Source organism: Mycolicibacter virginiensis (assembly GCF_022374935.2).
GTDB lineage: Bacteria > Actinomycetota > Actinomycetes > Mycobacteriales > Mycobacteriaceae > Mycobacterium > Mycobacterium virginiense.
The window spans coordinates 1,242,098-1,260,374 of sequence record NZ_CP092430.2 but is presented as its reverse complement, the minus strand read 5'-3'; the positions used below and the strand labels follow the sequence as shown (position 1 = coordinate 1,260,374).

The following is an 18,277-nucleotide window of genomic DNA, read 5'->3' as shown; positions in this document are numbered from 1 at the left end:
CAGACCGGGCCAAGCAGGCGTTTTAGTCCGCCCTGTCGTCCAAACTATCTACCATCTTGAGATGCGCACAGCCCAGACCGTCGAGTACGACGGCGTCGGCGGAGTAACGCTGGTCGCCGACGAGTGGAACCGGGGCGCCACCGAAGCCGCCGAACATCCGACGATCGTGATGCTGCACGGCGGCGGACAGAATCGACACTCCTGGCACAAGACCGGCCAGATCCTGGCCGACCGCGGCTATCACGTCGTCGCGCTCGACACCCGCGGTCACGGCGACAGTGACCGCGCACCGAACGCCGACTACGCCATCGAGACGCTCACGGCCGATGCCGTCGCGGTGATCGGCGCGATCGGCCGGCCGGTGGCCCTGATCGGGGCCAGCATGGGCGGACTCACCGGCATTCTGGTGGCCGATGAGGCCGGGCCGCAGCGGGTGACCAAGCTGGTGTTGGTCGACGTGGTGCCGCGCTACGAGAAGGACGGCAGCGCGCGGATCCGCGACTTCATGTTCAGCCACATCGATGGCTTCGATTCTCTGGAGCAAGCCGCCGACGCGGTGGCCGCCTACCTGCCGCACCGGGCCAAGCCCCGTAGCCCCGAGGGGCTGAAGAAGAATCTGCGGTTCCGCGACGGCCGCTGGTACTGGCACTGGGATCCGGCGCTGATGACCAAACCCGGCGACGATCCGGCGCTGCGCACCGAGAAGATCGAGGCCGCCGCCATGGGGCTGCAGATCCCGATCCTGCTGATCCGCGGCAAGCTGTCCGACGTGGTCAGCGCCGAAGGTGTCGCGGACTTCTTATCCAAGGTCCCCGGCGCGCGACTGGTTGAGTTGTCCGACGCCGGGCACACCGCGGCCGGTGACGACAACGACGCCTTCAGCGCGGCCGTCGTCGAGTTCGTGTCCGGCTGAATGTTCGGGATCGGATGGCTGACACCGACGCTGCTGGCGGCCGGCGTGCTGGCAGCGGTGGCGGTCGTCGAGGCCGTCGCCCTGGCGGTGTTGACCCGACAGCTGCGGTCGGCCCAAGCCGAGGTCGACGCGCTGCGCGGTCAGGTCGACACCCGCAACCTGTTGCTGGCCGGCGGACGTGAGGCCGTCAAGACCGTGTGGCAGACCGCGAACCTGGTGCGCAAACACGGGTTTGGTGCGGCCGTGCGCAGTTCGATCGAAGACCTCGCGGACTGGGCGGAGGTGGAACGACCCGATCTGGCCCGCCTGACGCCGAACGGGCATGTGGTGGTGCTGTTCACCGACATCGAGGAATCCACCGCGCTCAACGAGCGGATCGGCGATCGCGCGTGGGTGAAGCTGATCGCCCGGCACGACGAGATGGTGCAGCGGCTGGTGACGCAGCACGCCGGGCATGTGGTCAAGAGCCAAGGCGACGGCTTCATGATCGCGTTCGCGCAACCCGAGCAGGCGGTGCGCTGCGCCATCGCCATCCAGCACGCGTTGGCGTCGCGGCGTGGGCGCAAACCGCAGCACCCGATCCGGGTTCGGATCGGGGTGCACATGGGCCGCTCGGTGCGCCGCGGCGATGACCTGTTCGGGCGCAACGTGGCGATGGCCGCTCGGGTGGCCGCGGCCGCCGAGGGCGGCCAGATCCTGATCAGCGGACCGGTGCGCGACGCCGTCAAGGAATGCGACGACATCGCTGTCGGCGCCGGCCGCGACGCCGAGCTGAAGGGCTTCGCCGGCACGCACCGCCTCTATGCCGTCGACGTCACCACGGAGTAGTCCGCGTTATTCCTCACCGCCGGCCTCGGCCAGCCGCTCATGCAGCCGCGCGCGGATCTCCTCGGGGGTGTAGGCCCGTCGCCGCCGCTGGTCCCGCACCACCAGCACTCCTCCGGCGGCAACCCCGACCACGCCCGCCAGGCCGATCCATTTCCAGATGCTGCGCACGCTCACACTTTATGGTGCTGAGCGTGGACGAACACACCGTGACTTTGGAGCGGGCGCTGGCGGAGACGCGCACCGGCGACATCTGGCTGTTCCGGGGCCGTTCCGGCCCGGACCGCGCCATCCAAACGCTGTCCAACTCTCCGGTGAACCACGTCGGGATGACGGTGGCCCTCGATGACCTGCCGCCGCTGATCTGGCATGCCGAGCTCGGTGACAAGCTGCACGACTTCTGGACCGGCACCAATCATCGCGGCGTGCAGCTCAACGACGCTCGGGCCGCCGTCGAGCAGTGGATGGGCCGCTACGAGCAACGCTGCTGGTTTCGCCAGCTCAGCGGGACCATCACCCGCAAGCAGGAGAACCACCTGCTGCAGGCGATCGCGCGGATGGACGGCACCGCGTTTCCCACCACCGCGCGGCTGACGGGCCGGTGGCTGCGGGGGCGGCTGCCCACGGCCAGCGACTGGACCCGCGGCATCCCGTTCCTGGACCGCAAGGTCCACGAGATCAGCCAGCGGCGTAAGGCCCGCAACAGCAAGGTCGCGTTGCAGACCGCCTACTGCGCCGAGACGGTGGCCATCACCTACGAGGAGATGGGGCTGCTGTCGACCGACAAGAATTCGAACTGGTTCGACCCCGGGTCGTTCTGGAGCGGTGACATCTTGCCGTTGAGCCCCGGTTATCAGTTGGGCCGGGAGATCGTCGTGGTGCGCTAACTGCGATTTCGGCGCGGTTTCTCCCGCTCAGCGGGAGTTAGCGCGCCGAAATCGCTAGACCGTCAGCTCGCCCATCGCCGACCAGTCCGTGGCGTCGATCTGCTGGCTGATGATCTTCGGTGTCGACACCAACGCCTGCGGCATGTCGGCCATGGCCTGCTTGAAGTGGTCGCTGTTGACGTGCGCGCCGCCCGCGTCGCCGTCACGGAAGGCCTCGACGAGCACGTACTCGTTCGGGTCCTCCAGGCTGCGCGACCAGTCGAACCACAGGTTGCCCGGCTCGGCACGGGTGGCCTCGGTGAAGCCGGCTACCAGCTGCGGCCAGCGCTCGGCCCACTCCGGCTTGACCCCGAACTTGACGACGATGAAGATCATGGCCGCTACCCGATTTCCAGCGTGCTGCGCACCGGAGTGACGTTAGTGGTCAAATCCAGTACCGGGCAGTGTTTTTCGACCACTTCGTGCAGTTCCCGGTACCGCTCCTCGGTTTCCGGGCCGGTCACGGTGACGACCACCCGCACCTCTTTGAAACCGGGGCGCACCGAGTCGTCCAGGCCGAAGAACCCGCGCACGTCGAGGTCTCCTTCGGCGCGGCCGGTGATCTCGTCGACCGCGATACCCAGCTTCTCGGCCCAGTACCGCCAGGTGACCACCTGACAGGACAGCAGTGATCCCAAGTAGTACTCGACAGGGTTGGGGGCGGTGTTCTCACCGCCGAGCGCCGGCGGTTCATCGACTTCGACGCTGTAGCGGCCCATGGTGATGGTGCTGGCAACCGCGTCGTGCGCGACGGCCGAAGCACGGAAGACGACCTGGGAGCCGGCGGGGTCGGCGGCAGCCGGATCACTGGTGGCGGCGACGACGGCTGCCAGGCGAGTTGTCGAAGAAGTCATGCCGGTAAGGGTAGAGACCCCGGCGACCGGGCCGCGAACGACGCGACACTCGGTCGTCGGAAGGAATACCATTTGCCGCCGCCAGGGGCTAGCCTGAGCGACGTGGAGGTACTACGGCACGTAATAGTTCTGCTGCACATCGTCGGATTCGCGGTGACGTTCGGGGCTTTGATCGCCGAAGCCGCGGCACGACGCTTCCAGCTCACCCCGGTGATGGACTACGGCGTAGTGCTGTCGCTGCTGACCGGACTGGCGCTGGCCGCGCCCTGGCCCGCCGGTGTGGTGCTCAACTACCCCAAGATCGAGATCAAGCTGGTGATCCTGATCGCCCTCGGTGCCGTGCTGGGCATCGGCCGGGCCCGGCAGCGCAAATCTGGCGGGGAAGCCCCTCGCCCGCTGTTCTACGCCGCAGGCGCCCTGGCCCTGACGGCCGCCGGGCTCGCCGTCATCTGGTAGCCGTCACGTCGTCGCGCTGGTTTCGATCAGCGTGATCGGGCTGTCCGGTTTCAGCCGCCAGACGCGACGCCGGCGGCCTGTCGGATCAGGCCCACCAGCATCGGTACCAGCGCCACAACGTGGTCGTAGTGGTCGCGCCAATCGACATGGACAAGCCCGAGATAGTCCTGCCCGGCGAGCTCCAGCAGCGCACGATCGGGTCCGGTCAATCTCGGTGCGACCCGTTGAGCGGCAACGTCCTTGGCGACGATCTGCCCGGTCTCGATCGTGATCAGCATGCGGGCCAAGGTCAGCAAGAAGAACCGTTCCTCGCCTGCCGGGTCGTTCAGGAGCTCGGGCAGCAACGCGAGCAGGGCCTGCCGCAGAAGCTCGGGCTGCACCGGAGCGACGAGCGCTTCGAGCGACTCGCCGCGCAACACTCGGTGAGCTGTCTGGGCGGTGGCCAGCAGCACCACCACGTCGGGATCGGAAACGGCAGGTGGGACGTGGCCGTCCAGCAGCTCGGCCCGCAGCCATTCGCCGAATTGGAAGTCGCGGCGGGGTGTCTGCGGCAACGGATCAACGTCGGCCACGACGAGGCTGGTCAGCTCCAACGGCCGACGGTCGGCGACCTCGGGGAATTGGGCTGCGTGCCCGCGCCACCCGGACACACTCAGCAGCATCGAAGCCAGCGACGATCGCTCGGGCTCCGTCAGCGACGTACGCGTGAGGACCAATAGATCGATGTCGCTGTCCGGCCGCAGTCCGGCGGTTGCTGCCGAACCGTAGAGATAGGCCCCGGCGAGGTCTCCCGGCCGGTGATCGTCCAGGTAGCTCAGGACCGGTGTGAGCAGTGCCTCCATGTGCAGCAACGGATATGGCCGGCCCGCGTCGTCAAGCTCGCTGCGGCCCGTGACGACGAAACCACGTCGAACGTAGAAGTCGACAGCCTGCTCGTTCTGTTTGTTAACGTCGACCAAGCGGATTCCGTGCTCGGCGGTCGCGTGTTCCAGAAGTGCGCTACCGACCCCGCGGCCGCGGGCATCAGCATGGACAAACAGCATCTCCAGGCGCTCCCCCGCCGTGCCGGCGAAACCCACAGGGTCACCGTCGATCTCAGCGACAGTCAGGCGAACACTCGGGAAGTAGGCATCGGCCAGTTGACTCTCGATGGCCACGCGGTCGGGTTCTGTCAGAAAGTCGTGCGTCGCATCGACGGCGCTGCGCCAGATCGCCACCAGCCGGGGATATTCGGCCGGGCCGACGCAGTCTCGAATTCGCACCGACGCAAGGCTACCGGGCAAGGGCGGCCGAAAGCGCTTTGGTGTCAGGAAGAATGATCTCTTCAACGACTTTGCCCCACACCACCCGCCCGAAGTAGACGCCGCGATAGATGAGCCGGCCGTCTTGCTCGGTGTGGTAGCGGGTCGCCACCCGGGTCGACCAGGGCCCGCCTTCAACCACGGTCTCGTCGACTACGAACCGCAGGTTCGGCAGCCGGGCCAGCAGCTGATCGCGCAGCCAATTGCGTACCGTCTCGGCCCCGCGAAGGTCGGCGGCCAATTCATGGTCGCCGAGGAAGACAAAGTGCATGTCATCGGCGAGTGGAGTTTCGTCGAACCGCTGCTCGGACAGTCGTTGCCACCCAGCCGCAGCCTGCCTGCGTACCAACCAGCGATAGATCATCGTGCGAGCGTATTCCGCGCGCCGCGCCGTCACGGGGAAAACGGCAGTCCCCCGGGCTTCGCTACCCTTTAACCGATGGACGCGATCGATGACGAAGGCCCGTTCTTCCACGGCACCAAAGCAGCACTAGCGGTTGGGGACCTACTGCTCGCGGGCTTCCGTTCCAACTACCGGCCCGAAATCGTCATGAACCACATCTATTTCACCGCCCTGCGCGACGGAGCCGGGCTGGCCGCCGAACTCGCGGCCGGCGACGGGACGCCGCGGGTGTATCGGATCGAACCGACCGGTGCATACGAGAACGATCCGAACGTCACCGACAAGAAGTTCCCCGGCAATCCAACCCGGTCCTACCGCAGCAGCGAACCGCTGCGGGTCGTTGAAGAGATCCACGACTGGCCGCGGCTGACGCCCGAAGCACTTCAGGAGTGGCACGACCGATTGGCTGCACTGCGCGCAGAAGGGCTCGACGAGATCATCAACTGAGCGCACCGCTCTGCGACGACAGTGTCGCTACAGCGGAGGTTCCTGGATCGCCCGGCGGGTTTCTGCCACGGCACGCCTGATCTCGGCGTTGTCCCGCTTCGCGGCCGCCTCCTGGCGACTGTTGCGTTCGTCGAGGCGCTCCAGTCGCTCACGCTCGCGCTGCTCCGTGGCGCCTTCACGCTCGTCCGCTCGCTGCTCGCGCTCATCGGCCGCCTGCTCACGCTCGTCGGCGATACGGTCCCGTTCGTCGGCGACCCGGTCTCGTTCGTCGGCGATCAACTCGCGCCGGGACTGCTCGGATTCACGGCGGGCTACAGCGTGCTCACGTTCGTCCAGATCATCGGTGCGCCGGTCGACGTTTCGCCGAGCGCCGGCACCCTCGACACCGACCATTAAGCAACCGTAGCCCTGTGGCGCCAGCCGGCGGAAGTCGCCAGTCCAACCCACGCCGTAGTGGCTGCGATGAGCGTATTTTGAGCTATGCCCAACATAACGGCATCGGTTGTCCTCACCCACCCGCCACAAGTGGTCTGGGACTACATCATCCACCCGGACAACATCGGCAACGTCTTGCCAGGAATCGTCTCCGTCGATGCAGGCAAGGAGCCGCCGTATGCCCCCGGCGATCTGTGGCATGGCGTGAGCCGATCGCTGGGCATTACCGACAAGTGGACAGGTGTCTTTGTCCGAGTAGAGGCCCCACGGGTGATGGAATTTCGGATCACCGAATCGAGATTTCCCTCAACCACGACCGACACGCTGGAGGAAGTGCCCGGCGGAACCCGCTACACCTGCCGAATCACTGGCAAGCCCGCACTAGGCGGATCGCTCGGCCGAATGCTTGACACCGTTCTATCGCGAGTCCTGCAGCGGGTACTGGCGAAGCATCAGTCCAAGCTGCCCGCTCACATTGACGCGTGGGCGCTGACGCAGGGCTGACGACCGGCACCGACGCCCAATCTCCTGCGTCGGTCCACCTGACACACAGAGCCGCGCCTGGGTGTCATCGATAGACGTCTCGCCTGTGACGCACGTCGATAACCCGAACGAGCACTTTATCGTCGAAAACTTCGTAGATCACCCTGAAATCCCCGCGCCTGGCGGAGAGCCTGCCTGCGAGTTCACCGTGCAGCGCCATCCCGTAACGGGTTGTGCGCAAGCACATTCACGATGAACTCCCAACACGCAGCCGCGACCTCTTCAGGCAGTTCCTCAGACAGGCCTCTGCGAGCGCGTCGGGTCAGCTCGATCCGATATGCCGCTATTTCACGATGCCCTTCGCGCGGAGTTCTGCCTCAACCTCGTCGGCGGAGTAGAGGCGCCCAGCGGCGATGTCGGCCTCCGCCTCCCGCACCGCGGCCATGGCGGCTGCGTCGCTGAGGATGTCCAGCGTCTCCATGATCGAGTCGTAATCGTCAGCGCTGAGCAGGACTGCCGCTCGACGTCCCTGCCGGGTGACTTCGACGCGCTGATGCGTGCGGACGGCCTCGTCGACCAGCTTGGACAGATTTGCCCGCACCTCAGCCAAGGGCAGCGTTGTCATGTACAGAGTTCTGGCGTGATGACGGAACTCCGGGCCGCTGGATGAGGATTTCTTTGCCGTGGCGCCCTACCGGCCGGCATCTTCGTTAAACCGTCAGCGTGAACCAGACGTCACACGTTGAACCGAAACTCGACCACATCACAGTGTCAATAAACGTTATGGTGGACACATGGACGCCACCACCGCTCCCACCCGCCGCGCCGCCCTCTACCTGCGCATTTCCCGTGATCTGACCGGCGAAGGACTGGCCGTCGAGCGTCAACGCGAGCTGTGCCAGCAGATCGTGAGCCTGCGCGGCTGGACGGTTGTCGATGAGTTCGTGGACAACAGCATCAGCGCGAGTGACGCCCGCAAGAACCGGCCCGGCTACGACGCGCTGGTGGCGGCGTATGACGCCGGGTCATTCGACGCCCTGGTCTGTTACGACATGGACCGCCTCACCCGCCAGCCCCGGCAGATGGAGGACTGGCTGGACGCCGCCGAGAAGAACGGCCTGGCGCTGGTGACCGCCAACGGCGAGGCCGACCTGACCACCGACGCGGGCCGAACCTTCGTGCGGGTGCGCATGGCGTTCGCGCGCGGCGAGGTCGAACGCAAGAGCGCACGACAGAAGGCGGCGGCGGTGCAGCGTGCCAACCTCGGCCGCCCACCGCTGGGCACACGGCTCACCGGCTACACGTCCAGGGGCGAGGTCGTGCCCGACGAGGCCGAGTTGGTGCGGCGCATCTTCAAGCTGTTCCATGCCGGGGAGTCGCTGCGCGGCATCGCCCGCACCCTGACCAACGAAGGCACCAGCGCCCGCAGCGGCAAGCCCTGGAACCCGACGAGCGTCTACGGCATCCTGGCGAACCCGCGCTATTGCGGCCGGTCGATCTACAACCGCCTTGCCACCGAGACCGACGCCCGCAAGGCCCGCCGGAACGGTGAGGTGACCGAGGCGCTGACGGTCACCCGTGGCACCTGGGAGGCCCTGGTGTCCGAGGACGTGTTCGACGCTGTGCAGGCCATCCTCACTGACCCCCGGCGGATCACCAACCGGCAAGGCACCGAACGCAAACACCTGGGCAGCGGCCTGTTCTTGTGCGCCACCTGCGACCAGCCGGTGGTCAGTTTCAGCGGTGGCCGGTACCGGTGCAAGGCGGCGTGCGTCAACCGTGCGCACGGGCCGGTCGACTACGACCGCATCCGGCAGATCATCACCGCCGACGACGACCAGGACGCCCCGCGGGCGCGCGGTGTGGACGAGTTCGTTACGGCGGTAGTAGCCGAGCGCCTGCGCCGCCCTGACGCCCGCAAGCGGCTGGCACCACCGAAGGCCAACACCGCGCCCCTGCGGGCTGAGCAGGACGCTCTACGGGCGCGCCTGGCCAAGGTTGATGCCGACTACGACGACGACCTGATCGACGCCAGGCGGTGGCGCACCAAGAAGGAGAAGATCGGCGCGCAGCTGGCCGAGGTCGACCGCAAGATCAAGGCGGTGCAGCCCGGCGGCGGTGCGCTCGATGACGTGCTCGCCGCGCCCCACCCCTCCGAGGCATTCATGGCGGCATCGTTGATGGCCCGCCGCAGCGTGATTGACGCACTGTGCGAGGTACGACTCCGGCGCGGCACGCGCGGATCGAAGACGTTTGACCCCAACACGATCCGCATCGACTGGCGTCGCTGAGCCCGTCCCCGGCGGGGGCGCATGAGTTACCCGACTTTGACGGGTTTGTCTGTCGTACAACAGGTTCCGGTGTACCTCGCTAGCCATCGCGGGCGCTAACAAGCTATATTTGGCGATGACCCCCGGCATTGATTGGCCCTGATGAGTCGGGGGCACCGAAACCGCCGGTGCCCGATGCGCCTAGCGGGGAGGTAGCAACAGCAACGCGGGCACCGGAAGCGGTGTCCACGCACGTTAACCAGAGGGATGCGCAGGGCGTCCCGGCTCAGGGATACGTGCGGAACCAGCCGAGTATTCGGAGTTCCGCACGATGACTGCACCCACCATCGCCGCCGCTGGCGGCTACCTCACAACCGCCGAAGTCGGTACGCGCCTGGGCGGCCTGTCCGATCAGACGATCCGCAAGTTCGTCCATGCCGAAGGTCTACCGGCCCACCGCGTCAACCGGCGTCTGTACTTCGACCCCACCGAGGTCGACGCCTGGATTCGCAACCGCAACGAGCAGGCCCCGCGTGACGATCACCGCGCCGTCATCCGCGCCCTGGTCGACGCCGCCCCCGAGCTGACCGACGAGCAGGCCGCCCGCATCCGCACCATCCTGACCGGCGGCGCCGCGTGAGCGTTCCTGACCGCGTAATCGGATGGCGCACAACGCCTATCAATGTCGGGTAACTCATCCGCGCTGGCCGGGCGTCTGCACCCCCGTTTGCCACGCTTGCACATATCGAGAGGAGGTCAACCGTGACCGATGCCGCCACCGCCCCCACCGAGGGGAACCGGTTCATCAGCCTGCGCGCAGCAGGTGAGCGGGTGGGCTTGTCGTACTGGGCCATTCGTGGCCGGGTCCGCGACGGCGTACTGCCCGCCTACCGCACCGGGCCGAACTCCGCGCTGCGGGTCAAGGTCAGCGATGTCGACGCGCTGCTGGTGCCCGTTGTGCCGCACCGTGACTGACACCCGAAAACAGCGATGCCGCCCGGCGCGAGCGTTTTGGCCTCGACTCGCGTGTGCCGGACGGCACCTCTGCCAACCAACCGTGTAGACCCCAACGAAGGATCCGGCGTGCCGACCCCGATGAAAGGATCAACGTGACCCAGAGTAGCCCCAAGGGCGGCAACGCCGCTGAGGCCGACCGTGCCCGCCTCCTGACCGCACTGCTGGCCGATGCGCCCAAGGCCGACGACCATGACGACGTGCGGGCCTTTCTGCACGCGCTTGCGGGCCTGGACTGCGCGCCGCTGCTGGTCTACCCGGCCAGCAAGAGGCCCGCCGACGTGCGCACTCCGCAGAAGCGCACCGCCGACGACCGTGCTTTCCGCGAGGCGGCGCGGGCTGCGGGCCATCCCAGGCCGCAGACGCTCAAGTCGCCCGCCGGAGTTCACCTGGCCACCACCGAGACCGCCGTACTGGACACCTACCTGGACCGCTACGTCGGGGTGTTCGGCGGCGAGGTGGAGGTCAACGTCGCGGTGTCGCTGGGCCGCAGCCGCCTGGTCGTGGTCGATTGCGACACCGACGCGCAGCTCGTTGCGTTCCTGGCCGACGCCCAGGCCGACCCCGCGACCGTGCCGACGGTGCGCACGCCGGGCCAGCTGGGGCCGGACGGCGTGACGCTGGTCCACCGCGACGGCGGGCACTTCTACTTCGCGGTGCCCGAGGGCGTCGAGCTGCCGCCGGGACCACCGGGGTCGATGAAGGTCGGCGGCGATGACGGCTACTCGGTGATCTGGGGCGCGGGCAACTACGTGCTGACGCCGCCCAGCGTGCGACCGGAGGGCACCTACACCGCGACCGGCGCGCCGGTCTACGCGCTGCCGGGGTGGCTGGCCGAGGCGATCACCGCGCGCGGTCGGTCCTACGCCAATGCGGCGCAACTCGGCCAGGCCCGCGCCGACACCGCCGACGACCCGGTGGCGCGGTGGGGCGCTGGCGTGGGCTGGGCGGCGATCCTGGAGCCTGCCGAGTGGATGCCAGTCGGCAAGGCCGACGGCTGTGGGTGCCCGACGTGGACCGCGCCCGGCGTCCACGGCAACCCGAAATCGGCCACCGCGCATGAGCCGGGCTGCGCGAAGTGGACCGACTCACCGGACCCGCCGTTCTACGTCTGGACCGACAACCCCGGCGAGCCATGGGCGGGCCGCATCGCCGCGACCGGCAAGCACGCATTCAGCAAGCTCCAGGCGGTGGCGCTACTGCACTACGACAACAACCTGGAGGCCGCCATGGACGCGCTCGGCATCGAGCTGACCGACAGCGACGCCCTGGCCGTGACCGACGAATTGCCGGCCGATTTCGGCAAGGCCGATGCCGCGCCGGGCGGCGGGACAGACGACACGGAGGGCACCGCCGCCGCTGACGAGGCAACGGAGCGCAAGATCCTCGACCGCGCGTCCCAGCTGTGGATCGACCGCGAGGCGCGGAAACGCCTCGCAGCCAACGACATCGCCGAGATCGAGCTGCCGCCGGTCACCAGCCTGGCCGACCTGCTGGACACCGACGACGACCCGGTGCGGTTCCGCATCGAGGGCGTGTGGCCGTCGGGCGGCGCGAAGGTGCTGTGCGCGGCTCCGGCGGGCGGCGGCAAGACCACCCTGAGCGGCAATCTGGTGCGCTCGCTGGCCGACGGCGAGGCGTTCCTGGGCGCGTTCGAGGTCACGCAGCGCGCGTCGCGCATCGTGATCATCGACAACGAGATGACCCAAGGGATGCTCAAGCGGTGGCTGCGCCGCCAGGGCGTAACCAACACCTCGGCGGTCGTGGACGTGGTGAACCTGCGCGGGCAGGCCGGGCTGTTCGACCTGGGCAACGACCGGCTGCGCGAAATGTGGGCGCGGCGGCTGGCCGACCTCGGCTGCGACTTCGTGGTGTTTGACTGCCTCAAGCCGGTCCTGGAGGCGATGGGCCTGGACGAGAACCGGGAGATGGGCAAGCTGCTGTACCCGCTGACCGAGATGCTCACGACGGCGGGTGTGGACGACGTGCTGGTGCATCACCACATGGGCCACGCCAACGAGCGCGCCAGGGGCGATTCCACGCTGCTGGGGTGGTCCGACGCCAACTGGAAGATCGTGCGCGACGACGACCACCCCCTCCAGCCGCGCTACTTCTCCACCGACAAGGTGCGCGATGCGGACGAGCCGGTGCGCGAAGGGCTGCTGTCGTTCGACAAGGCCACCGGGCGGTTGACCTACGTGGGCGGCAACCGCGCCACGACGCACCAGAGCGAGAATGTCGAGAAGCGTCTGACCGCCGTGCTCGACGTGCTGGCCGACAACGCCACCGAGGGCCGCGACGAGATGAACGTCACCGCGATCAAGGCAGCGGTCGGCGGCAAGAAGGAGACCACCGACGAGGCGCTGGCGCTGGCTGAAAAGCGCGGGCTGGTCACGCGGCGGCACCAGGGCAGGGCCAAGCTCTACCGGCTGGACCCCAAGGCGCGCGATCCGCACTACACGGGCGATGACTCCGACCCCGGCGGCACCATCGCGGCGGACATCGGCCCGTGTGCGCCCCGCGTTTGAGGGCCGATGCGGGCCGATACGCCGATAACCCCCAAAACCGCCTCTGACCAGCGGTTTCTATCGGCCCCTTTTCGAGGGGCTGATAGCCAATTCTGTATCGGCCCCCGCACTGGGGCCGATAGGGGCCAATAGGTGCAGAAAACCGCCTCTGACCAGCGCTTTCTATCGGCCCCGTCCGAGGGGCTGATTAGGGGCCTTCCCTTATTGAGTATCGGCCCCTCCCTATAGGAGGGGGGCCAATACGAGCCGAAGGGGCAGTGACAACGACAACGAGCGCGCCGAGCGAGGCTGCGGGACGGGCTGCGCGACAGACCCCGCGCTGGCGTAGCGGCGGCTGCACGCAGTGGCGACACAATGGCGACATGGCACCGACGATGAACCGCCAGGACTCCCGCGCCCGCGCCGAGGAGGCGTTCCGGCTACGTGCGGTAGGACGCACGTGGGCCGAGATCAGCGAGACCCTCGGATACCGAAACCGCGGCTCGGCGCAGGTGGCCGTGCGCCGACACCTGGAGCGCACCGCGCCGGAGTCGCCGGAGGCCGCGCGCCGCTCAGCCAGCGAGGGGCTGCGGATCACCAAGTCGGTTCTGTTCGCCGAGCTGGCCGCCGCCAAGCAGCGCGGTGACTCCCAGGCGCTGGTCGCTACCGCCAAGGCCATAGCCGACATGATCGAGAAGGACGCCCGGCTCAACGGGCTGCACGTCCAGACGGCCCAGCAGGTGGACGTGAAGGTGTCCGCCGACCCGGCGGCCATCATCGACCGGCTGGAGACCGAGCTGCTGGCGCTGGTCGCCCACCGCGAACCACCGCCCGCCCTGGACGGCGGGAACATCATCGACGCCGAGATTGAGGAGATCACCCGATGACCACCATGACCCCCGAGGACGCGATCAAGGCTGCCGCCTCGGTCGCCCGCGACGTGGCCGACGGCAAGCTGGCCCCGGCCGACCTGGAGGCCGCCGCCGCGGCTGAGTGCCGGGCGCTGTTCGGCACCGTGGCCGGGCCGGACGATCCGCTGTGGCCGCTCCAGGTAGACATCGCGCGCCAGGTGCTCGCTCTCGATGGCGTGCCCGCCGACGCCCTGGCCGAATGGCTGGCCGTCGCGCGCCAGCGTGCCGGGGAACCGGTCAGCCCGGCCAATGCCTCACCGGACGCCGTTTCGGCCGCCAGCGAGGCACACAGCGCCGCCAGCGATACCGTGGTGGCTGACGCCACCGAGCCCATGGCCGCCGGCATGGCCGATGCCGAGCCGGAGCCTCAGCCCGTGCCGGAGCCGACTCCCATCCCTCCAGGACGGCGTGACGAGTACGACCCATTGCGCGGCTGGTCGCCGAGCGGCGGTCTTCAGCGGCTCTGACCTGCAACCTGGAGAATGGCCGGGGTGAAGCAATCCGACCGGGACCGGCTGGCCAAGCTCGATGACGCCGCCGACATCCTGGCCCGGCTGCTCGACGGCGTGGAGCGCGACGAAATCGAGGCCACGCCAGCCGAACACGCGCGCCTTGCCGCACTCATCGGCGCACTGCGGCAGATCTAGCCCACATATTTCGTAACACTGACGCCCGTCACTATTACGAAGTTAAGGTGTAGGCATGGCCACCAAGCGTGTCACCCGCACCCGCCCTGTAGCCCCGACCGGCACCGCCGTTGCTTACCTGCGCGTGTCCACCAACGAGCAGGCCGACAGTGGCCTGGGCCTGGATGCCCAGCGGCGCACCATCGAGGAGCACGCCGCCTCCCGCGGCATCACCGTCGTGGAGTGGTTCACCGACGCCGGGGTCAGCGGCACCACGTTGCCGTCCAAACGCCCAGCCATGAGCGAGGCCCTGGCCGCGCTGGCCGGCCGCCGGGCGTCAATCCTGTTGGCCGCCAAGTTGGACCGCATCAGCCGGTCCATCAAGGACGCCCTGGACCTGGACCACCTCGCCACCCGTGAGGGCTGGGTGGTCACCACCGCCGACATGATGATGGACACCGCCACCCCGGCAGGCCGCGCGGCGATGAACATGCTGTTGGTGTTCGCGCAATTCGAGCGCGACATGATCGCCCAGCGCACCAGGGACGCCCTGGCCGAGCGCAAAGCACAGGGCGTGCAGCTGGGCAAGCCCTCACAGCTGCCCGCCGAGGTAGTCGAGCGCATCTGCCGCGAGGCATACGACGGTGCCTCGCTCCGTGCTATCGCCGCCGACCTCATGACCGACGGCATCCACACCGGCAGCGGCTCCCGGACTTGGCATCCCGCCCAGGTTCGCCGCGTGCTCGACAGTAAAGCCGGAGTGGCCGTGACCGAACAACTTGACCACGACCGCGCAGCTGCAAAGGACGCCGTGGCATGACCGAGATCAAGCTGGGCACGCAGGCAATCGGCGCAGCCGGTGAGCTGCTCGTCCAGTACCAACTGCTCAAGCTGGGCATCGACAGCGCCCGACTCACCACCGACTCAGGCATCGACCTGGTGATGTACGTGCCGGGCCAGCAGTCGGCCGCCACGATTCAGGTCAAGACGAAACTCAAGCCGGTACCGGCAGGCGGAACCGGCAAGCCGTCGTTGGGCTGGCGCTTTCCGATTGACTGCAAAGCGCAGTGGCTTGCCTGCGTCGATATGTCGCGTGATGCGGTGTGGCTGTTCACAATCGAAGAAGCAATCAAGTACGCGAAACAGACTCCGCCTCAGCTGTATTGGTACGTAGATGAGGCGCCCGTAAAAGCCCTTCGCGAAGTCGAGATGGATTACTACCGGCTGGAACCCGTCATCACTAGACTGCTCGGCGGCCAGCCGAGAGAGCTGCCATGATGACCGATCCCCTCGACCTGACAGCCTTCACCGGATGGTTCACGTTCCAGGGCCTCGCCAGCGCCGATGTGCCGAAGGAGGCGGGCGTCTATGTCGTCGTGAGGCCCACCGATGCCCCTCCCGAGTTCCACAAAGACGCTCCCTATCGCGGTGATGCGCCCGTCCCGGTCGCGGTGCTGGAGGACGCTTGGGTACCGCACGAGCGCCTGGTCTATATCGGCATGGCCAGCCTCGGGTCCAAACAGGACGGTCTGCACCGCCGCGTGCGTCAGTTCCGCCGCTATGGAGCCGGTGGCAGCGCGAGACATTCTGGCGGGCGGCGCATCTGGCACCTAGCAGACCACGGCAACCTCATCGTTGGGTGGCGGGTCACCGCAGATGCCGACGCGCGCAACGCCGAGAGGGCGATGATTGCGGCGTTCCGCGCCCAGCACGGTGTCCGCCCGTTCGCCAACAACGCTGACTGACACGCCCGACACACCGACTGACCCCGGCCCAATTACGGGCCGGGGTTTGTCGTCTGCCGCGCCAAATTCCCACGTTGTAGGCCCGGCGCAATCACTTACCCGACATGGGAGGTATTGTGCCGCAACATATTTCGTATGTAACTTGCATGGCTTAGTGGCACACTGGCCGTCGTGACCACCTCTGCCAGCAGCACCACCGACGCCCACCCCCGCACCCGCAGCATGGAGTCCTGGCGCGCCCGGCTGGGCGTGCTGGCCAGCCGCGGCGAGACCGACGGCCCTCGCGTGGAGGAGGCGCGGACGGCGCTGAGCTGGTGGCGCACGAGGGCGTTTCTGATCCGCGAGGGCAGCAGCCCCGAGCAGGCCGACGAACTGCTGGACCTCATCGACCGGTACGCCGCCGATGCCGCCACCGACGACCAGGCGGTGGCCCGATGATCGCGCAGCGCGCCGTGCGCCGGTTCGGGACGCCCGCCCACCTGGCCAGCCTGCCCGGTGCGCCCAAGCGTCCACCGCGGCGGTACTCCCAGACCGAGCTGCGCGAGCGGCGGCGCACCGGACTGACCGTCGGCCACTACGCCGGGGACTGGAGCCTTGCCCGCGAGATCGCCGACGTGGTTCGGCCACTGGCCGAACGGGTTGCCGCCGCGCCGAGTTCAGCCCGGTTCCGGTTGCCGGTGGCTTGGCTGGCTGAAGCGACCCACGAGCTGGTCGGCGTCATCGTGGGGTGGATCGCTGAGGCCGACGCCCACGCCAAGACCGCGCACCTGGCCAACGAGCCCGGCAAGCGCAAGTACGCGATGACAACGCTGATCGACCTCGCGCCGCGACCGGCCCTGCCCGAGATCAGCCGCGAATCCCTGGACGCGGGCAGCTGGGCGGCGGTGCTGACCGCACTGGCCGACGACATCGATGGGCCGCTGTCGGCGTTGCTGGGCCGGGCGTACCCGCCCAACGCCAACGAACTGCGCGGCCAGACCAGCCGATCAGAACGGCTGGCACGACTGCTGGCCCAGACACTTGACCGTGCCGCGCTGGAGCTGGAGCGCCGCCTGGACACCGCCCAGGACCACCCCGAGCCCACCACCAGCACCACCCCGACCGACCCGCGAGCAGTGCTCGCGGAGATGGGAGTAACCCCATGACCACCGGCCTGCCTGACTTCCCTGTCCAGACCTACGACCACCCGTTGCCGCTGCACTTTGAAGCGCCGCCGGTCAATCCAACCGCCTTCGGGCTGTACACCTCCACCGCCTGGACCGAGATCGGCGCGGACCAGCCGTCGCGGCACTTGCACGGCGTGGAAGTCCGCGGCAACAGCTACCCCAACGGCCAGAGCGCCGGGGTCTGGAATGCGCCATGGTGCGGTGACCCCGCACCCGGCCAGCTCAAGCAAGGCCACCGGCCCGACATCCTGGACGCCTTTGAGCCGATGGTGTTGTGGGCTGCTGACGAGTGTGATCTGACCGCACCGTCGCGGGCCGAGGTCATCGCCAACGCGGCCCAAATCCTCCGCCTGGAGGAGCAGGTCATGGCCGAGCGGGAGTTCGCCGAACGCCTGAAGCTCGATGCCGCCGACCTGGGTACGCCCCAGACCGCGGCGAGCTTCAAGCAGGCGGTGGGGTATCTGGAGGCCGCGGCGGCGCTGACCAACACGCTGACGTTCTTCCACGCCGGGGCGCAGTGGGCCAGCCAGGAGTTCGGCCTGGTGCTCAAGTCCGGCACCCGCTGGACCTCACCGCTGGGCCACGTGTGGATATTCGGCGGCGGCTACGTCGAGGGCCTGGAGAACATGATCGTGGCCACCAGCCAGCCCTACGGCTGGCGCGATGAGCCGCAGGTCAGAACCACGATGGCCACCGGGGACAACCTGTTCGTGGCCATTGCCGAACGCACCGTCGTCATCGGCTACGAGGCGGCAATCGCCGCCGTCACCATCACCACGCCGGAGCCTGCGCCGTGACAACCGTGATGACGATGATGACCGAGACCGGTTGCGAGGCCACTTACGCAGGTCCGAGCTGCTGGGAGTGCGGTGGGCCGGTGCTCCAGTACGCGGGCAGCGTCCATGGGTGGCGGTGCCGCGGCTGCCTTGCCCGCTACGTCGATGCCGGCCAGGCGCGCTGGGAGGCCAGATCGGACAAGGCCAGGGAACGTATTA

27 protein-coding genes are annotated in these 18,277 nt (G+C 68.0%); 19 read left to right on the top strand and 8 right to left on the bottom strand.

Annotated features, from left to right (window positions below):
- Window positions 1-61 precede the first annotated feature (61 nt).
- Both MJO54_RS06290 and MJO54_RS06285 read left to right on the top strand, forming a co-directional pair.
- Window positions 62-913 (top strand): alpha/beta fold hydrolase, encoded by an 852-nt coding sequence (locus tag MJO54_RS06290; protein WP_105294498.1) that lies wholly within the window; start codon window positions 62-64, stop codon window positions 911-913.
- Window positions 914-1,741, top strand: coding sequence for an adenylate/guanylate cyclase domain-containing protein (locus MJO54_RS06285; protein ID WP_105294497.1), 828 nt, complete (start codon window positions 914-916; stop codon window positions 1,739-1,741).
- A gap of 6 nt (window positions 1,742-1,747) precedes the next feature.
- Here MJO54_RS06285 and MJO54_RS06280 read toward each other — a convergent pair whose 3' ends face one another.
- Window positions 1,748-1,909, bottom strand: coding sequence for a hypothetical protein (locus MJO54_RS06280; protein WP_105294524.1), 162 nt, complete (start codon window positions 1,907-1,909; stop codon window positions 1,748-1,750).
- Between the two features lie 11 nt (window positions 1,910-1,920).
- Here MJO54_RS06280 and MJO54_RS06275 point away from each other — a divergent pair, with 11 nt between their 5' ends.
- Entirely contained in the window at window positions 1,921-2,625 is a 705-nt protein-coding gene (locus tag MJO54_RS06275) for a guanylate cyclase (protein ID WP_174549808.1), read from the top strand.
- Between the two features lie 54 nt (window positions 2,626-2,679).
- On the opposite strand, the gene MJO54_RS06270 is transcribed toward MJO54_RS06275, so the two are convergent.
- Together MJO54_RS06270 and MJO54_RS06265 are read right to left on the bottom strand one after the other, a co-directional pair.
- On the bottom strand, window positions 2,680-3,000 hold the full coding sequence (locus tag MJO54_RS06270; RefSeq protein ID WP_105294496.1) for a putative quinol monooxygenase: 321 nt from the start codon (window positions 2,998-3,000) through the stop codon (window positions 2,680-2,682).
- Window positions 3,001-3,005: 5 nt separating this feature from the next.
- Window positions 3,006-3,518 carry an OsmC family protein gene (locus tag MJO54_RS06265; protein WP_046283855.1) on the bottom strand — a complete coding sequence of 171 codons (513 nt, stop codon included), beginning with the start codon at window positions 3,516-3,518 and terminating at the stop codon, window positions 3,006-3,008.
- A 102-nt stretch (window positions 3,519-3,620) separates the two neighbouring features.
- On the opposite strand from MJO54_RS06265, the gene MJO54_RS06260 reads away from it, so the two are divergent.
- Entirely contained in the window at window positions 3,621-3,974 is a 354-nt protein-coding gene (locus MJO54_RS06260) for a hypothetical protein (RefSeq protein WP_046283854.1), read from the top strand.
- Window positions 3,975-4,024: 50 nt separating this feature from the next.
- Here MJO54_RS06260 and MJO54_RS06255 read toward each other — a convergent pair whose 3' ends face one another.
- Together MJO54_RS06255 and MJO54_RS06245 are read right to left on the bottom strand one after the other, a co-directional pair.
- Window positions 4,025-5,236 (bottom strand): acetyltransferase, encoded by a 1,212-nt coding sequence (locus tag MJO54_RS06255; protein ID WP_350222999.1) that lies wholly within the window; start codon window positions 5,234-5,236, stop codon window positions 4,025-4,027.
- 10 nt (window positions 5,237-5,246) lie between these two features.
- Window positions 5,247-5,639 carry a nuclear transport factor 2 family protein gene (locus MJO54_RS06245; protein ID WP_133164934.1) on the bottom strand — a complete coding sequence of 131 codons (393 nt, stop codon included), beginning with the start codon at window positions 5,637-5,639 and terminating at the stop codon, window positions 5,247-5,249.
- Window positions 5,640-5,714: 75 nt separating this feature from the next.
- Between MJO54_RS06245 and arr the strand changes: the two genes are divergently transcribed.
- Window positions 5,715-6,125 (top strand): NAD(+)--rifampin ADP-ribosyltransferase, encoded by a 411-nt coding sequence (gene arr / locus MJO54_RS06240; protein ID WP_046283853.1) that lies wholly within the window; start codon window positions 5,715-5,717, stop codon window positions 6,123-6,125.
- Between the two features lie 27 nt (window positions 6,126-6,152).
- Here the strand turns inward: arr and MJO54_RS06235 are convergent, their stop codons facing one another.
- The gene (locus MJO54_RS06235) at window positions 6,153-6,518 is read right to left on the bottom strand and encodes a hypothetical protein (RefSeq protein WP_046283852.1); all 366 of its coding nucleotides are present in this window, start codon (window positions 6,516-6,518) and stop codon (window positions 6,153-6,155) included.
- A gap of 87 nt (window positions 6,519-6,605) precedes the next feature.
- On the opposite strand from MJO54_RS06235, the gene MJO54_RS06230 reads away from it, so the two are divergent.
- Window positions 6,606-7,064, top strand: coding sequence for an SRPBCC family protein (locus MJO54_RS06230; RefSeq protein WP_105294495.1), 459 nt, complete (start codon window positions 6,606-6,608; stop codon window positions 7,062-7,064).
- Between the two features lie 64 nt (window positions 7,065-7,128).
- Here MJO54_RS06230 and MJO54_RS06225 read toward each other — a convergent pair whose 3' ends face one another.
- Both MJO54_RS06225 and MJO54_RS06220 read right to left on the bottom strand, forming a co-directional pair.
- Window positions 7,129-7,263: a type II toxin-antitoxin system RelE family toxin gene (locus tag MJO54_RS06225; protein WP_234821461.1), complete on the bottom strand. Its 135-nt coding sequence runs from the start codon at window positions 7,261-7,263 to the stop codon at window positions 7,129-7,131.
- Window positions 7,264-7,386: 123 nt separating this feature from the next.
- Complete coding sequence (locus MJO54_RS06220; RefSeq protein WP_105294494.1) at window positions 7,387-7,668, bottom strand: type II toxin-antitoxin system Phd/YefM family antitoxin; 282 nt, start codon at window positions 7,666-7,668, stop codon at window positions 7,387-7,389.
- Window positions 7,669-7,837: 169 nt separating this feature from the next.
- Here MJO54_RS06220 and MJO54_RS06215 point away from each other — a divergent pair, with 169 nt between their 5' ends.
- From MJO54_RS06215 to MJO54_RS06155, 13 genes are all read left to right on the top strand, one after another.
- Entirely contained in the window at window positions 7,838-9,334 is a 1,497-nt protein-coding gene (locus tag MJO54_RS06215) for a recombinase family protein (protein WP_149772893.1), read from the top strand.
- 310 nt (window positions 9,335-9,644) lie between these two features.
- Window positions 9,645-9,953 (top strand): helix-turn-helix domain-containing protein, encoded by a 309-nt coding sequence (locus MJO54_RS06210; protein WP_149772892.1) that lies wholly within the window; start codon window positions 9,645-9,647, stop codon window positions 9,951-9,953.
- A 122-nt stretch (window positions 9,954-10,075) separates the two neighbouring features.
- Window positions 10,076-10,288, top strand: a complete 213-nt coding sequence (locus MJO54_RS06205) for a MerR family transcriptional regulator (RefSeq protein WP_149772891.1) — start codon at window positions 10,076-10,078, stop codon at window positions 10,286-10,288.
- 134 nt (window positions 10,289-10,422) lie between these two features.
- Window positions 10,423-12,855 carry an AAA family ATPase gene (locus tag MJO54_RS06200; RefSeq protein ID WP_149772890.1) on the top strand — a complete coding sequence of 811 codons (2,433 nt, stop codon included), beginning with the start codon at window positions 10,423-10,425 and terminating at the stop codon, window positions 12,853-12,855.
- A 362-nt stretch (window positions 12,856-13,217) separates the two neighbouring features.
- Entirely contained in the window at window positions 13,218-13,721 is a 504-nt protein-coding gene (locus MJO54_RS06195) for a hypothetical protein (RefSeq protein ID WP_149772889.1), read from the top strand.
- Window positions 13,718-14,212: a flagellar hook-length control protein gene (locus tag MJO54_RS06190; RefSeq protein ID WP_240175761.1), complete on the top strand. Its 495-nt coding sequence runs from the start codon at window positions 13,718-13,720 to the stop codon at window positions 14,210-14,212. The genes MJO54_RS06195 and MJO54_RS06190 overlap by 4 nt, the downstream gene beginning before the upstream one ends.
- 24 nt (window positions 14,213-14,236) lie before the next feature.
- Entirely contained in the window at window positions 14,237-14,392 is a 156-nt protein-coding gene (locus tag MJO54_RS06185; RefSeq protein ID WP_165607060.1) for a hypothetical protein, read from the top strand.
- Between the two features lie 55 nt (window positions 14,393-14,447).
- The gene (locus tag MJO54_RS06180; protein WP_065288775.1) at window positions 14,448-15,191 is read left to right on the top strand and encodes a recombinase family protein; all 744 of its coding nucleotides are present in this window, start codon (window positions 14,448-14,450) and stop codon (window positions 15,189-15,191) included.
- Complete coding sequence (locus MJO54_RS06175) at window positions 15,188-15,649, top strand: hypothetical protein (protein WP_065288774.1); 462 nt, start codon at window positions 15,188-15,190, stop codon at window positions 15,647-15,649. Before MJO54_RS06180 ends, MJO54_RS06175 begins: the two co-directional genes overlap by 4 nt.
- Window positions 15,649-16,116, top strand: coding sequence for a hypothetical protein (locus tag MJO54_RS06170; protein WP_235676012.1), 468 nt, complete (start codon window positions 15,649-15,651; stop codon window positions 16,114-16,116). The genes MJO54_RS06175 and MJO54_RS06170 overlap by 1 nt, the downstream gene beginning before the upstream one ends.
- Before the next feature lie 171 nt (window positions 16,117-16,287).
- Window positions 16,288-16,554, top strand: a complete 267-nt coding sequence (locus MJO54_RS06165; protein WP_235676011.1) for a hypothetical protein — start codon at window positions 16,288-16,290, stop codon at window positions 16,552-16,554.
- Window positions 16,551-17,261 (top strand): hypothetical protein, encoded by a 711-nt coding sequence (locus tag MJO54_RS06160; RefSeq protein ID WP_149772887.1) that lies wholly within the window; start codon window positions 16,551-16,553, stop codon window positions 17,259-17,261. Before MJO54_RS06165 ends, MJO54_RS06160 begins: the two co-directional genes overlap by 4 nt.
- A complete protein-coding gene (locus tag MJO54_RS06155; protein ID WP_149772886.1) occupies window positions 17,258-18,079 on the top strand; it encodes a hypothetical protein in 822 nt (273 codons plus the stop codon). Before MJO54_RS06160 ends, MJO54_RS06155 begins: the two co-directional genes overlap by 4 nt.
- The last annotated feature ends 198 nt before the right edge of the window (window positions 18,080-18,277 follow it).